Below are 15,233 nucleotides of genomic sequence, written 5' to 3' on the forward strand. Positions count from 1 at the left end.
GATGATCAGATGCTTGAGCCGTCTGATCAGCAAAGCCTGCGACCAAGCGACCAAAAACTCCTGACATTCAACGCTGGTTCGTCGTCCATCAAACTGGGTCTTTTTAGCCTGGCAACGGGCGCTCCCGAGAGAATCGGCAAAGGCTCAATCGATTTTCAGCGACGGTCTTTAAGCTTCCATATTGAGGGTTCTGAAACATCCGATATTGCATTTGCGCATAGTGGTGAGACGCATCCCGAGGCTATTGTTGAAGCCGTTTTTACAAGTCTGGCTTCCCATATCGACATCTCACACATCGCAGCCGTCGGCCACCGCATGGTACATGGCGGTGACCTGTTCCACAGTGCGGTGACGATGGACGATTCAGTGCGGACATCAGTGGAAAGCCTGCTTCCTCAGGCTCCTCTCCACCAGCAGCACAGTCTTGAACTGATTGACGCGGTTTTGAGACACCACCCACACATGTTCCAGACTGCGTCTTTCGATACATCCTTTCACAACACCAATTCTGCGCTGGTGAGACGATACGCCCTGCCCCGTGCCCTGCATGACCAGGGCATAAAGCGTTTCGGATTTCACGGCTTATCCTATTCATTCATTGCTCAGGAGTTGGCCCGTGTGGCACCGGAGATCGCCGATGGAAAAGTCATCGTCGCCCATCTTGGCAGCGGCTCCAGCCTCTGCGGTATGGATGGCGGCCTGAGCCGCGATGTCAGCATGGGGTTTTCGACGCTGGACGGCATACCGATGGCCACACGCTGTGGCGCGCTGGATCCCGGCGTCCTGCTTTACCTGCTCACCGAAAAGAACCGCAGCCCCGCAGAACTGGAGCATCTCTTATATCACGAAAGCGGCCTCCTGGGCGTTTCAGGCATCAGTTCGGACAGCCGAGCCCTTCTTGAAAGTGATCGCCCTGAGGCAAAGGAAGCCATTGATCTCTTCGCGTTTCGCACCTCTGGCGAGACCGCACGGATCGTCAACACTCTGGGCGGAATAGACGCATTCGTGTTCACCGCTGGAATAGGCGAAAATCAACCCTCGATCAGGGCTGCCATCTCATCACATCTCAGCTGGCTCGGTCTCGACATCAATATTGAGGCGAATGCGGCGAACGCCCAGATCATCAGCAGCACAGACAGCAGGATCAAGGTCTTTGTCATCGCAACCGATGAACAGCAGGTGATTGCAGACGATGCCTTCCGCTTGATGAAAGCACTGAGGGCGAACTGAGCCAGGCCAACAAGCTAGACGCCAAGCAGCCACGTTTTCACGCGCACGACAAACCTCTTGGTTTCCGTTTTCAAGCCGCAAAACCAGATGCCACAGGAGCAACTATGGATCATCTCAATCAGACGGCGGAGCCACTCGGTGGTCAGGAACTTCACAAGATCGACGCGTGGTGGAGGGCCGCCAACTATCTGAATGTCGGGCAGATCTACCTCTCAGCCAATCCTCTTCTTCGCGAGCCTTTGAAGGTGGAGCACATCAAGCCAAGGCTGCTGGGGCACTGGGGCACGTCTCCGGGCCTCAATTTGATCTATGCGCACATGAACCGCCTGATCAAGAAATTCGACCTCAACACTATTTACATGGCCGGCCCCGGCCATGGTGGCCCTGCCCTTATTGCTAACGTCTATCTTGAGGGAAGCTACACCGAGTTTTACCCTGACATAACGCAGGACGAAGCCGGTCTGCTGCGCCTGTTCCGGCAATTTTCGACGCCCGGCGGCATACCGAGCCATGTCAGTGTTCCCACACCGGGCTCGATCCATGAGGGCGGCGAACTCGGTTATGTACTGGTCCACGCATTCGGGGCGGTCATGGATAATCCGGACCTTCTTGTCGTTGCCGTGGTGGGTGATGGCGAGGCGGAAACCGGACCACTGGCAGGAAGCTGGAAAAGCATCGACTTCATCAATGCCGCGCGCGACGGCGCAGTTCTCCCCATCTTGCACCTCAACGGCTACAAAATCGCCGGCCCAACAGTTCTTGCGCGTCATAGCGATGAAGACTTGCGGAAGTTTTTCGAGGGCCAGGGCTACGAGCCCTATTTTGTCGAGGGTGACGTCCCCGAGGTCGTCCATCAGCTTTTCGCTGGTGTGGCCGAGCGGGCTGTCTCTGAAATCCGCGCGCTACAATCATCGGCGCGCAATGGCGGCGCAAGTGTGAGACCGCGTTGGCCAATGATCGTACTGCGCACGCCAAAAGGCTGGACGGGACCCAAGGTCGTTGATGGCATTCCCATCGAAGGCACGTTTCGGGCCCATCAGGTGCCGGTGTCTGAGGTTCGGACAAACCCTGAGCATCTCACCATTCTGGAAGACTGGATGCGCAGCTATAGACCGGAAGAGCTGTTTGATGACAACGGAACGTTCCGAGCAGAATATGCGGACCTTTCGCCCGAGGGAACGTCGCGCATGGGGTCAAACCCGCATGCCAATGGCGGCACGCTGACAAAGCCTCTCGATCTCCCGGACTACAAGTCCTATGCCGTTCAATTGGAGCGACGTGCGACGGAGCGCATGGGGTCTACGGCGGTGCTGGGAGAGTATCTTCGCGATATTTACATCAAGAACCCGCACACCTTTCGCCTGTTTTGTCCCGACGAAACCAATTCCAACCGGCTTGGAGCCATCTTCGAAGTGACCGATCGCTGCCTTGTGAGCGAGATCTTGCCGGGGGATGACCACGTCTCGCATGATGGTCGCGTCATGGAGGTGTTGAGCGAACACTGCTGCCACGGATGGCTCGAAGGATATACGCTAACCGGCCGCCATGGTCTTTTTGCAACCTACGAAGCCTTCGCCATGATCGTCGATTCCATGTCGATGCAGCATGGCAAGTGGATGGAACATGCAAAACATGTCCCTTGGCGCGCCGATATTCCGTCGCTGAACTATCTCTTGACATCGACCTGCTGGCGGAATGACCATAATGGCTTCAGCCATCAGGGACCGGGCTTCATCGACACCATCATCCACCGCAAACCAGCGGTCGCCCGTGTTTATCTTCCGCCCGATGCCAATTGCCTTCTGTCCGTGGCCGACCACTGTTTCCGCAGCCGCAATTATCTCAATCTCATCGTCATCGACAAGCAACCGCAGTTGCAATGGCTGACAATGGATGAGGCCCATCAGCACTGCGCGAAAGGTGCGGGCATCTGGGATATGTACAGCAATGCGCCCGATGAGCCTGATGTCGTGCTGGCATGCGCAGGCGATATCCCGACACAGGAAACGATTGCCGCCGCATGGCTGCTTCGTGAAAAAGCGCCGGGATTAAAAGTTCGCATCGTCAACGTCGTCGATCTGATGCGCCTATGTCCCGCAAACAAGCACCCCCATGGCATGAGCGACATCGAATTTGCAGAGATTTTCACGACAACGGCACCTGTCATCTTCACCTTCCACGGCTATCCGGGCGTCATCCACGATCTCTTGCACGGACGTGAAGCGCACGACCGTTTCCACGTGCGTGGCTACCTCGAAGAAGGAACCACCACGACGCCGTTCGACATGGTCGTCCTGAACAGGATCAGCCGCCTGCATCTTTGCCTTGATGTTTTGAGATACGTGCCGAAAATGCTGATCGATGGCGCCGACCTCCTGACCCATTGCACCGACACACTGGCGAAACATCACGATTATATCCGTGAGCATTTTGATGATCTGCCTGAAATCAAAGACTGGGTGTGGACAGACTAAGGGGCTTTAAGATACCGCCATGCGTGCGTGATCGACGATCATCACGCAGTAAGCCACGGCGACAATGAGGGTCACCCGCAGGCGCAGCATCCAGTACCAACGGTGCTCGGCCTGCCGGGCCAGACTCTTGAAATCGACCAGAAGGAGAAGCCCGAATACCGCCAGTTGCACAATGAGAGTGGCAAACGAAAGCCCGGCCACGACGGTGCCGAAAGCGATCAATGCCAGCACATTGCTCCCCACGATGAGCGCCACATCACCCTTCTCGGTCATCGCGCGCCCCCACAGTGTTCCAGCCATGAAGGAGCTAATGATCGCACCATAGGCAACGAACGCCGATCCCGTATCGATGCCCGCAACGGTTTCCGGCGCAAGCATCAGAAACCAGAACGGCAGAGCACCGGCATAGGTGAGCATGATCGAGATATTGCGGGATACGGCGTTCATTCTGCTACCTCTAGAATACCCTGCAGAGCATCTCCAAGCCCCGCTCCGCTGAGAAAGGCGGCCTCGACGCGGCCAGCGATACACCAGTCTCCGCATGCAGCAAGCTGCGACGCCTGATCGAGCAGAAAGGATTTTCCAGCAGGTTGCTGCACATTGGCATAACGCCAGCGATGAATGATGGCATCTTCGGCCTCGGCCATCTCGATCGGAATATGGTTTCGTAAAGCATCGAGCATTTGTCCGCGGATGATGTCGAGCGGTTTGTCGATGTTGAGGTCGGCCCATAGCGGATTTGAATTCACCACCAGACAGGCTGCCTCGGAACGGCCCGGTTTGCTCTCGTTGCGGGCAATCCACTCAATGACAGGGTCATCAATACGGGCCGCCGCAAACGGTATGCCCGCGCCGTCCTTAAGCCTGAGCATCAACGTGAAACATGCGTTCATCTTGACGAGGCAAAGGGCTTCATGATGCGCGAAACGCGACGGTAACAGCGCTGCCGATTGCGGCGCAGGTGCTGCGGCGATGACCCAGTCGAACGGCCCTTCCCGCCTGTCCTTCATGTCAAGGTACCATTGGCCGGGCTCGCCGGTAATTGCCGTAACCTGCACATAATGCAGAATATTGAGACCGGCGGACATCGATTTCGGGAGCGCATTCATAGACGGACAGCCGACATATCTTGGTGCGCTTGAGGCGCTCGCCGTCAGAGCACCACCGTCTCCCAGACGCACGATGTCGCCATCCCACGCCTGAACGATCCCTGCTTGTCGGGAAGCCTCCAGTTCATGTCGGAAACGGTCATCTCTGACCGTGAAGTATTGCGCTCCGTGGTCAAAGGCGGCATCTTCCAGCCGTCGCGTTGCCATTCGGCCTCCAACACCTTTGCTCTTCTCGAAAATACTGACATCAGCTGTCCTGGAGAGGGCTTTCGCCAGTGTCATTCCGGCCATTCCAGCGCCGATGATCCCAATTCGTTGAAGTCGTACCATTGGCTGCTCCAGTTTTTGGTTCTTCAGGAGCCACATGGTGTTGGCTCGGACATGTCATGTTGTAACGATACAGACTTTACATCCGTTCTGGCGCGGCGATCAGCCTTTTATAACCTGCGGAGTTGGCCTTTGACGATATAACCCTCTACGAGGTCTCGCTCAGCCGCGAAAGGATGGCCGCTCCATCCTTCGTGATTGAAACCAGCCAGCAGAACCGTGTCATCACCCACAGCAACCTCGCCGATGACATAGGAGATCGCAATCAGGCCCGAGCTTGGCACGACGTAATTGCGGATAAGCCGTGCCTGAAGCTCCTCATCGATCTGGTCGTGATATCGGCGCGGTATCACCGTCAAGGTCTTTGCTGACTCTGAGGCAAATTGGGCAAATTCGCTCGTGTAGTCATCACAAAAGTCATCCAGGTCAGGATAGTGAACAGCAAGCCTTGGCTTCAACTCGGCAAATTTCTCACAGTCACGAACACACCAGATGCCGGAAGCAAGGCCAATTGCCGCCTTCTCACGCCAGGCGCTTTGTCTGATCATCGCGCTGGCGGGGCGCCCCGTATTGCAGACTGCAACCACATCGGTTCGCGATCCGCCATCACCGACCGATCGACAGTCGTTGAAACGGATGACCAGATCACACCTGTCGATGGCGTCTGCGTCGGATCGAGCAAACGAACCGTTTCCTACAATTGCAATATGACGTGCCACATCAAAATCCTATCAAATGATCGTTATACGAGGCGATCAAGAGAATGGATCAAACAGGTCTGCCGCAAATTTTGACTGGTGCCAGGATGTGGGCCCTATCGGGCTAAAGTTCGGTCTTTGCGACGGGTGATGCAGGGCCAGATAGAATCCGGCCCTGCGTCGATCTTTTCAGATCATTCTTCATGTCAAGCCACGAAGCCGGCACCCATTCAGAGGCGTATCAATAGGACAACTTGACCACTTTCTTCGGCTCCAACTGGGTCCATTCCGGCAGCCAGTCGCGATGGGCAAGCAGCAGATCATCGACAAGTGACCAGATCTGGTCGAGATCGAGTTCGGCAGCCGTATGCGGGTCCAGCATGGCGGCGTGGAAAATATGCTCCCTGTTTTGCGTCATCAGCGCGGCAACGGTCAGTTCCTGCACGTTGATGTTGGTGCGCATCAGCGCCGTCAGCTGCGGCGGCAGATCCCCGATAAAGGTCGGCTGGATGCCATTGTGGTCTACAAGGCACGGCACTTCTGCGGCACAATTGGCTGGCAAAGAGGTTATGCAGCCATTGTTGCGCAGGTTGCCATAGATCACCGAAGGCTCGCCCGTCCACACGGAGTTGATGATCGAGGAGGCATATTCCTTGGATTGCTTGACTTCGATCTTGTCTGCCGAACGATAGGCCTTGGCCTGCCCCTTCCAGCGCTCGATCTGCTCGATGCAGCGCTTTGGATATTCATCCAGAGGAATGCCGAATTTCTCGATAAGGTCTTCCCGGCCTTCCTTGATGAAGTAGGGCGTATATTCGGCAAAATGCTCGGAACTTTCGGTGACGAAATAGCCGAGGCGCGTCAGCATCTCGTAGCGCACCTTGTTGACGCAGCGCGGGTTCCAGCCGGGTTTCGGCGCACGGCCTTCGCGATAGGCACGCATGAGCTCGGGGTAAAGGTTGCGGTAACTGCCATCCGCCTGGCGATGTTCGAATTCCAGAAAGAACGCCATGTGGTTGATACCGGCAGAACGATAGCGAATTTCATCGTAGGGAATATCGAGATCTTCCGCGAGCTCCATCGCGGTTCCCTGCACGGAGTGGCAAAGTCCGACCTGCCGGATCGTGGGGTATTTTTCGGCAATCGCCCATGTATTGATGGCCATGGGGTTCACATATTGCAGCATGATGGCCTGCGGGCAGACGGCAAGCATGTCTTCACAGATTTTCCACAGATGGGGCACGGTGCGAAGGCCGCGCATGATGCCGCCAACGCCGAGAGTATCGGCAATGGTCTGGCGCAAGCCGTATTTCTTGGGCAGCTCGAAATCCGTGACCGTGCAGGGTTCATAGCCACCGATCTGGAATGCGACGACGACGAAATCTGCACCGCTGAGCGCCTTGCGCTGGTCGGTATGGGTTTCGACAGTCGCCTTTGCGCCCAATGTCGAAATCAGCTTGTTGGCGACGACAGCGCTTTCTTCCAGCCGCTGTGGATTAATGTCCATTAGCGAAATCTTTGCACCGGAAAGTGCGGGGCGTTGCAGCACATCGCCTATGATATTCTTCATAAACACCGTCGATCCGGCACCGATGAACGTGATCTTGGGATTTCTAGCCATATGTGTCTCCGATAGCGGTTCAGGCGATTTCAAATGCGGCTTTCACAAGCCGTTGAGTGTAGGCAGTCTGTGGATTGGCCAGCACGTCTTCCACCGGCCCCTCCTCCACAATGCGACCGTTTTGCATGACGATGACGCGGTGGCAGAGCGCACGCACGACCTTCAGGTCATGGGAAATGAACAGGTAGCTCAGCCCCCTTTCATCCTGCAGCTTGCGCAAAAGGGCGATGATCTGGGCTTGTACCGACAGGTCGAGTGCCGATGTCGGCTCATCCAGCAGAATGAATTCCGGCTCCAGCGCGACAGCACGCGCAATGGCGATACGCTGACGCTGGCCGCCGGAGAATTCATGCGGGAAACGCGAGAGAATATTGGTTGGCATGCCGGAGGCGGCCAGCGCATCGCACACCCGCTCGAGCCGTTCCGCCCTGTTGGCGCCGAGCCCGTTGATAACAAGCCCTTCCTCGATGATCTGGCCAATGGTCATGCGGGGGTTGAGCGATGAGAACGGGTCTTGAAACACCACCTGCATACGCGACCGCAGTGGACGCATTTCAGCGCGCGACTTGTCGTGGATCGGCTCGTTGTCGAAGAGGATCCTGCCGCCTTCCGGCTCATTCAGCCGCAGGAGCGATTGTCCGAACGTCGTCTTTCCAGACCCGGATTCGCCGACAAGGCCGAGCGTTTCATGCCTGCGAAGTGTCAGCCCCAGACTATCGACCGCAATCAGCTCCTTCAGCTGAGGCTTGAACAGGCCACCATGTCGCAACATGAAGGACACCCGCACATCGCTGGCTTCCAGCAAAGTCGTTGAGCCAGCCGGCAGCGGCCTGGCCTGCCCTTGCGGCTCGGATTCGAGGAGCTTTTTGGTATAGGGGTGGCGGGGGGTCGTGAATATGTCTTCGGTCCTGTTGTGCTCCCGCACCTCGCCATGTTGCATGACATACACATAGTCGGAGAACTTCCGCACGATGGTCAGATCATGCGTGATGAGAACCACGGCCATGCCGCGGGCCTGCTGCAGCTCGCGGATCAGATTGAGGATTTGCGCCTGCACCGTCACATCAAGCGCCGTTGTCGGCTCATCGGCAATGAGTACGTCCGGATCGTTCGACAAGGCCATGGCGATCATCACGCGCTGACGCTGCCCGCCGGAAAGCTGATGCGGATATTGTTTCAGCCGCGCTTCCGGGTCAGGAATCTGCACCTGCTTCAGCAGTTCCAATGCCCGCGCCTCGGCCTGCTTGCGGCTCATTCGGTTGTGAACGCGAATGGCTTCAACAATCTGGCTGCCGATGGTGTAGATCGGGTTCAGCGAACTCATCGGCTCCTGAAAAATCATCGCCAGACGGTTGCCACGCATGGCGCGTCGCGCACGCTCCGGCAATGTCAGAATGTTCTTGCCCTCATAGGAAACCGAGGCGGCCTTCGAAACGACGGCGCGTTTGGACAAGAGCCCCATGATGGTTCGCGCCGTCACGGATTTGCCGGAACCAGATTCACCGACAATGGCAATTGTCTCACCGCGATAAAGCTGGAACGAGACACCTTTCACCGCATCGACAGTTCCATGCTCAACTTTGAAATTCACAGCGATGTTGCGCGCATCAATGATCGGCGTATCCTGACGGGATGCGTGGTCGAAGCGTATATCGGGCGCAAATGATGCCAGCGAGGACGTCACCATTTCAGTCTCCTCTCAATAGGGATCGACAGCATCGCGCAGGCCATCGCCCAGCGCGTTGAAGGCAAAAACAGTGACCAGAACAAAACCGACCGGAGCCAAAATCCACGGATGGGAACCGATAACGGAATAGGTCGCGGTATCCTGCAGCATCAGTCCCCACGAAATCAGCGGAGGTTTGACGGCAAAGCCGAGGAAGCCGAGGAAGGATTCCAGCAGCACGACACTTGGAATATTCAGCGTGACGGCAACGATGACGTGGCTCATCACATTGGGCAGAATGTGCTGGAAGATGATGCGTCGGTCCGTAGCCCCAACCGCCATAGCGGCCCGCACATAATCGATGCGCGCCAGCGCCAGCGTTTTGCCGCGTACCTCGCGTGACATCTGCGCCCAACCCAGCGCCGACATGACGACCACGACGAAGGTCAAAAACACATGGGTCGGAGCCGTGACCGGGATCAATGATGTCAGCGCCAGATAAAGCGGCAATTGCGGAAAAGCGAGAACGATTTCCACGAAGCGCTGGACCCAGGCATCCACGGCACCGCCGAAGTAACCGGATATCAGGCCGACACTGGTACCGATGACCGTAACGATGAAAACGACGCTCAGCGCTATGGCAAGAGAAATACGCGAACCATGAATAGCCCGGGACAAGACATCCCGCCCGAACTTGTCGGTACCCAGAAAATGAACCGCTTCACCATTCACGGAGCCGAAGAAATGCCGCTCCATCGGAATGAACCCGAAGAGATCATAGGGCGCGCCTTTGACGAAAAAGCCGAGATAAAGGGGATTGTCGTAATTGGGGCCAACGATAGGCTGGAAGGTGATCGGGTCGAGCTCTTCTGTTTCCGCCATCGCATAGACCCGCGGCCATATGCTGAAGCCACCGTCTTTTTCGGTAAGGCTGATACCCTGTGGCGGGGTGAAAGTTGCGCCCGTTACCCTTGGGTCCATGGGCGCAAAGAAATCGGCAAAAACGGCGATGAGGATCAGAAGGACGACCAGAACCAGCCCGACCATGCCGGTAAAGGAACGCCGCAATCGACGCCAGACAAGCGCCATATAGCTCTCGTTTGCACGCTGTTCCGCAACGCTGACGACCTGCTCCCGGCCTGTGGAGGAATGAACGACAACCATTTTATGCCCTCCCCAATTCGCGCACACGTGGATCGAGCAAAGCCAGCAAGATGTCAGCGATGATGTTGCCGATAATCAGCGTGCCGGCCAGAACCATCATGAAGGTGGCTGTCACATAGACATCGCCAACCGCCATGGACCCGACAATGGCAGGACCAACCGTTGGCAGAGCGAAGATGATGGCTGTTTCGATCTCGCCCGTCAGCATGTAGGGCAGGACGACGCCCTGATACATGACAAGCGGATGCAGCGCGTTTGGAACGGCATGGCGCATGATGACGGCACCTTCCGAAAGGCCCTTGGCACGCGCCGTCTCGACATATTGCGCGTTCAGCGTATCCAGCAAATTGCCGCGCATGACGCGCATATTATAGGCAAGGCCGCCGAATGTGGCGATGGCAACTACCGGCCAGATATGGCTGACCAGATCGACAAATTTTGCCCAGGACCATGGCGCACCGCCATATTGCGGAGAAAAGAAGCTGCCGATTTCCGCAACATTGAAATGGAAGACCATCAGGTAAACCATGATCAGCGCCATCAGAAACCGCGGTATCGTCATGCCCAGAAAGGCGATGGTGGACAGAAGATTATCCACCCAGGAATATTGCCGTGTTGCGGCCCATATGCCGAAGGTGATGCCGAGTATGGATGCAAAGAGGTGGCAAACAAGTGCCAGCAGAAGCGTGCGGGGAAGGCGCTCTCCCACCACTTCGGCAACAGGCTTGTTGTAATAGAAGCTGTAACCGAAATCGCCGCGTGTCACGATGCCGCCAATCCAGTTGAAATACTGCACCACGATTGGCTGATCGAGACCATGCTCGACACGGTAGGCTTGCGCTTGCGCCTCGGCCTGTTCGAAAGATGCGCCCCCCTGGTTCATCAGCTGCGAGCGAATATAGTCCGCATAGTCACCGGGTGGCGCCTGAATGATGGCGAATGTCACGATACTGAGAATCAGCATCACCGGCACTGCGGAGCTGAGGCGAACGAAAAAGAACCTGAGCATGACAAGATATCTCCCTGCATTGCGGCCCCGCTTTTGAGCGGTTCCGCGTCTTCTCCCGGTCCGGCCGCGCTTCACGCGCGACCGGTCTTGGTATCTCCGGGAGGGAGCTAGTTTATTGGGCCTTTGACACCGGGCTTGCCGGGCAGTTGCTGCGGGAAGAGTTCGTATTTGCCCTGCTTGTCGGCAGCGACCCAGACACGTTCCCGCATGATCGAATCTTCCGCCCAGTTGAACATGAAGATCGGCGTTCCCTGCGGCACGTTGGAGAAGCGTTTGTTGACAATCAGCGCGCCGGGATATTCCGTCAGTCCGATGGTGTAGAGGTTCTGCGTGTAGACCTTCTGATATTGCTTCATCAGTTCGGCCCGTTCCGCATTGTCCTGTGAGGCGATGAAGCGGTTGACGAGATCGACCATTTCTTTTTCAAACGGCATCAGGTCCACTTGCTTGCCTTCCGGTGCACGGTGGTTCCAGCTCGTGCGGGGACCAACGGGCGCGAGCTGTTCGGTGTTCTGCACCACAGAGGCAAGCTCCGTCGTGTTGCGGCGCACCAGCCAATCGAACCGGCCACTATAATGAGCGTCGTCGCGCTGGTTGCCATCGAGTGAATTAAGCACAACCCGCAGACCGAGCTTCGCCATCTGGCCCACCAGACCTTCCGCAAGGCTCTTGTCCGTCGTGTAGGTGTTGTTGACCAGCAGAACGATCTCGACATTCTTGCCACCTACAGTGCCTGCCGGGAAGTTCACAAAGCCGTCGCCGTCTGTGTCCTTCAGGCCCACCTTGGCAAGGGCTGCCTTGGCCCCTTCAAGATCATAGGGATAATAGACAGTCGAGTTGCGGTCATAGAAACTCGTACCGGAGGAAATCCCGCCGGGATAAATTGCGGTGAACGGGCCTTTGACCAGCGAATCCCCGACTGCCTTGCGGTCGATGGCCGATGTGACAGCCGCGCGGAAATCCTGATTGCGGTTCAGTTCACGAATGGCCTGTTCACGCTCATCCGGCGAACCCCAGCCATTGCCCGAGAAATTCATTTGCAGGTTATAGCCGATCAGACGTGGGCCGAAGGCAAGGCGAGCGGGTGCTTTTTCATCGGCGGCGCGCTTGAGAGAGGCCACGAAATTTTCCGGCTGCTCCAGATTGGAAAAATCGCCCGATCCGGCCACGGCTTGCACATCGCGGTCGGCCCAGGTCGACAGCTTGTAGTGGATCTCGTCGAGATAGGGCAACTGGTGGCCCTTTTCATCGACTTTCCAGTAATAGGGGTTGCGCCGCAGGACGATCAGATCGTCGGGGCGATATTCCACCGGTGCCCATGCACCCATGACCGGCATATTCATATATTCCGGCGGGAAGGCATTCTTGAACTGATTATAGGTGTTTTTCGAATATTTCGGGTGTTGCGGTTTCAGAATATGCGCGGGGCCCGGGCAAAAATTCGGGTAGGCCATCGTGTAGAGATACTGCTTGGGAAAGGCGCTCTTGAATGTCCATTGAACCGTGTAATCATCGATCTTGGTAAGCGTTGTGCCCTCTCCAAATGCTTCCGGTGACGCACCGCCGCCAAGCGGCGAGACATTCGGATCGACCACACCATCTTCCCAATAGAACATGATGTCTTCAGACGTGAAAGGCACGCCATCCGACCATTTGGCACCCTTCACTAGGTGCATCGTCAGCTTGTGGCCATCCTCAGACCATTCCCAGCTCTTGGCCAGGTTTGGCAATGGCTCGGTATCCTTGGCATCCACCTGAAACAGTGGCGCGGTGCGTGTCAGGCATTCCGAAAGCGCAATATCGATGCCGCCCCAGCCTTGCGTCTGGCCAGCCATGTAATTCCAGCCTTCGGGCCGCCCGCCGATGACGTGGCGCAGCGTATCGCCATAAACGCCAACACCGTCAGGCATGTTGCCGGTCTTGTAGACGAGCGGCTCTTCAGGAAGACGATCCTTCAGCGGCGGCAGCTTGCCGGTCTTTTCGAATTTTTCGGAAACCCAATCGGGTTGGCTGTATTTTGGCAGCGCCTTGAATTCCAGAATGGAATCGCGCTCTACATATTTGATCTTGCCTTCAGCGGGAAACTTCGCTGGCTCAGGCGGTGCAGATGTTTGAAAAGCATGGGCATTCATCGCAATCAGCGAAACACCGAAACCAAGGCATGCACTCAAGAAAATCTTGCGTTTATGTTGCATCGTCATGTCCTCCCAATGGCGCGACCAGGTACGCCCTCCCTGATGGTTCCCAGAAACTGGCTGCACTGACGCCTCCTCGCGCCGGTGCTGCCGCAGATAAATCAGACCGCTTCTTTCAGTGCCGCCTTTTCAACACGCAGTTCTTCAATCGTTCGAACATCACGACGTGCAGCACCTGCCCAATCACGTGTCTTGACTGTGGATCTGGACAGACGATCCTGTGCGGCGGGCACGGCATGCGCATATTGAGGCAACCAGCGAGCCTGCGCGACCACCATCTCATCGACCATTTGCCAGACCTCTTCCGGTGTCGACACGGCACCCACCAGTGGGTCGTGCAGAACGGCCAGTTTCAGCAGATCGATATCGCCGGTAACGGCGGCATGAACCGACATACGCTGAACATTGATCGACGCCATGCAGGTTGCAGCACAGGCTTCCGGTATGGTGATGCCAGAGACCATGTTGATGCCGAAACGGTCCACGAAACCGGGGGATTCGATGATGGCATCCTGCGGCAGATTGGCGATGACGCCGTTATTCTTGACGTTGAAGTGGCCGCGATACACACGCCCCGTTTCCAGCGCTTCCAGAATGTGGCTGGCATGTTCATTCGAGCGTCTGGCCGGATCAAGAGGCTTCGATGCGGATTCAAGAAACTGTGGAAACTCTGTCTGGAACCAGTTGCGGGTTTCCGTCGAGTGTCGCAGATAACCGCCGGTCTCGCCGTGAATCCAGTCAGACATATCGATCCAGCGGGCAATTTCATCCGGACGCTTGCGATACCATGGCAGATATTCGGACAGGTGACCGTTGCTTTCGGTGGAATACACGCCGAAGCGCTTCAGCACATCGATACGCAGCTTTTCCTGTTGTGAAAAAACCGGATGCGCTTCAAACGCCGCAATCAGTTCATCCTTGCCTATCTTGCGACCATTCAGCTTCAGATCGACAAACCATGTTTGATGGTTGATGCCGGAGCAGATGTAATCCAGCTCCGAAACAGACTTGGCACCCAGCACTTCGGCAATCTGTTCTGCGCCGTGCTGAACGCCGTGGCACAGGCCGACCGTATCGACCTTGCCATATTCAATCGCCGCCCATGTGTTCATGGCCATGGGGTTGGCATAGTTTAGGAACTTTGCACCCGGCGCTGCGACCTCACGGATGTCCTTGCAGAAATCCAGAATGACGGGAATGTTGCGCTGACCATACAGAATGCCGCCCGCACAAATCGTATCGCCAACGCACTGGTCGATACCGTATTTCAGCGGAATGCGAATATCATCCGCATAGGCTTCAAGTCCGCCAACCCGCACGCAACTGATGATGTATTTTGCACCTTCCAGAGCCCGGCGGCGCTCCGTCGTGGCGGTCACCTTTACCGCCAAACCGTTGGATTCAACGATGCGATCAAGGATCGCTTTAATCATCTCAAGATTGTGTTGGCTGATGTCGGTCAGCGCGACTTCCACATCGCGAAATTCCGGCACGCACAGGAGATCGGTGAACAGTTTTTTGGTAAAACCGACACTTCCTGCGCCAATGATAGCGATTTTGAAACTCATGTTGGCACCTTCGTTTGCGAAATGAATGCGAAAGATGGGCGGGCAACGTGATCACGAAGGAAGGAAGATAGTATTAGACAATGACTGAATAACAAGGATTTCCCTCCCAATTCCCCACTTGATCGTCTCCTCGAGGCGGGATTATGCTGATAATATCCGCAAGGGCCAGAGA

At 56.3% G+C, this 15,233-nt stretch carries 11 protein-coding genes; 2 read left to right on the forward strand and 9 right to left on the reverse strand.

The genetic code is table 11. The annotated features are described in order from the left end of the window. The first annotated feature begins 9 nt into the window (after nucleotides 1–9). Both IFT53_RS11750 and IFT53_RS11755 read left to right on the forward strand, forming a co-directional pair. The gene (locus tag IFT53_RS11750) at nucleotides 10–1,230 is read left to right on the forward strand and encodes an acetate/propionate family kinase (RefSeq protein WP_192064852.1); all 1,221 of its coding nucleotides are present in this window, start codon (nucleotides 10–12) and stop codon (nucleotides 1,228–1,230) included. A gap of 104 nt (nucleotides 1,231–1,334) precedes the next feature. Then, nucleotides 1,335–3,704, forward strand: a complete 2,370-nt coding sequence (locus IFT53_RS11755) for a phosphoketolase family protein (RefSeq protein ID WP_192064853.1) — start codon at nucleotides 1,335–1,337, stop codon at nucleotides 3,702–3,704. Nucleotides 3,705–3,710: 6 nt separating this feature from the next. Here the strand turns inward: IFT53_RS11755 and IFT53_RS11760 are convergent, their stop codons facing one another. From IFT53_RS11760 to melA (IFT53_RS11800), 9 genes are all read right to left on the reverse strand, one after another. Beyond that, nucleotides 3,711–4,151 carry a DUF3429 domain-containing protein gene (locus tag IFT53_RS11760; protein ID WP_192064854.1) on the reverse strand — a complete coding sequence of 147 codons (441 nt, stop codon included), beginning with the start codon at nucleotides 4,149–4,151 and terminating at the stop codon, nucleotides 3,711–3,713. Further along, nucleotides 4,148–5,143: an NAD(P)/FAD-dependent oxidoreductase gene (locus IFT53_RS11765; protein WP_192064855.1), complete on the reverse strand. Its 996-nt coding sequence runs from the start codon at nucleotides 5,141–5,143 to the stop codon at nucleotides 4,148–4,150. The genes IFT53_RS11760 and IFT53_RS11765 overlap by 4 nt, the downstream gene beginning before the upstream one ends. Before the next feature lie 107 nt (nucleotides 5,144–5,250). Further along, nucleotides 5,251–5,859: a Urease operon accessory protein gene (locus tag IFT53_RS11770; RefSeq protein WP_192064856.1), complete on the reverse strand. Its 609-nt coding sequence runs from the start codon at nucleotides 5,857–5,859 to the stop codon at nucleotides 5,251–5,253. A 220-nt stretch (nucleotides 5,860–6,079) separates the two neighbouring features. Next, nucleotides 6,080–7,459 carry an alpha-glucosidase/alpha-galactosidase gene (gene melA, locus IFT53_RS11775; RefSeq protein ID WP_192064857.1) on the reverse strand — a complete coding sequence of 460 codons (1,380 nt, stop codon included), beginning with the start codon at nucleotides 7,457–7,459 and terminating at the stop codon, nucleotides 6,080–6,082. Nucleotides 7,460–7,478: 19 nt separating this feature from the next. Then, entirely contained in the window at nucleotides 7,479–9,146 is a 1,668-nt protein-coding gene (locus IFT53_RS11780; protein ID WP_192064858.1) for an ABC transporter ATP-binding protein, read from the reverse strand. A 12-nt stretch (nucleotides 9,147–9,158) separates the two neighbouring features. Beyond that, the gene (locus IFT53_RS11785) at nucleotides 9,159–10,289 is read right to left on the reverse strand and encodes an ABC transporter permease (RefSeq protein ID WP_192064859.1); all 1,131 of its coding nucleotides are present in this window, start codon (nucleotides 10,287–10,289) and stop codon (nucleotides 9,159–9,161) included. 1 nt (nucleotide 10,290) lies between these two features. Continuing rightward, nucleotides 10,291–11,298, reverse strand: coding sequence for an ABC transporter permease (locus IFT53_RS11790; RefSeq protein WP_042616690.1), 1,008 nt, complete (start codon nucleotides 11,296–11,298; stop codon nucleotides 10,291–10,293). A gap of 107 nt (nucleotides 11,299–11,405) precedes the next feature. Continuing rightward, on the reverse strand, nucleotides 11,406–13,493 hold the full coding sequence (locus IFT53_RS11795; protein WP_192064860.1) for an ABC transporter substrate-binding protein: 2,088 nt from the start codon (nucleotides 13,491–13,493) through the stop codon (nucleotides 11,406–11,408). A 101-nt stretch (nucleotides 13,494–13,594) separates the two neighbouring features. Further along, on the reverse strand, nucleotides 13,595–15,061 hold the full coding sequence (gene melA, locus IFT53_RS11800) for an alpha-glucosidase/alpha-galactosidase (RefSeq protein WP_192064861.1): 1,467 nt from the start codon (nucleotides 15,059–15,061) through the stop codon (nucleotides 13,595–13,597). Nucleotides 15,062–15,233: the final 172 nt, after the last annotated feature.

This window comes from Rhizobium sp. CFBP 13644 (assembly GCF_014842165.1).
GTDB lineage: Bacteria > Pseudomonadota > Alphaproteobacteria > Rhizobiales > Rhizobiaceae > Agrobacterium > Agrobacterium tumefaciens_C.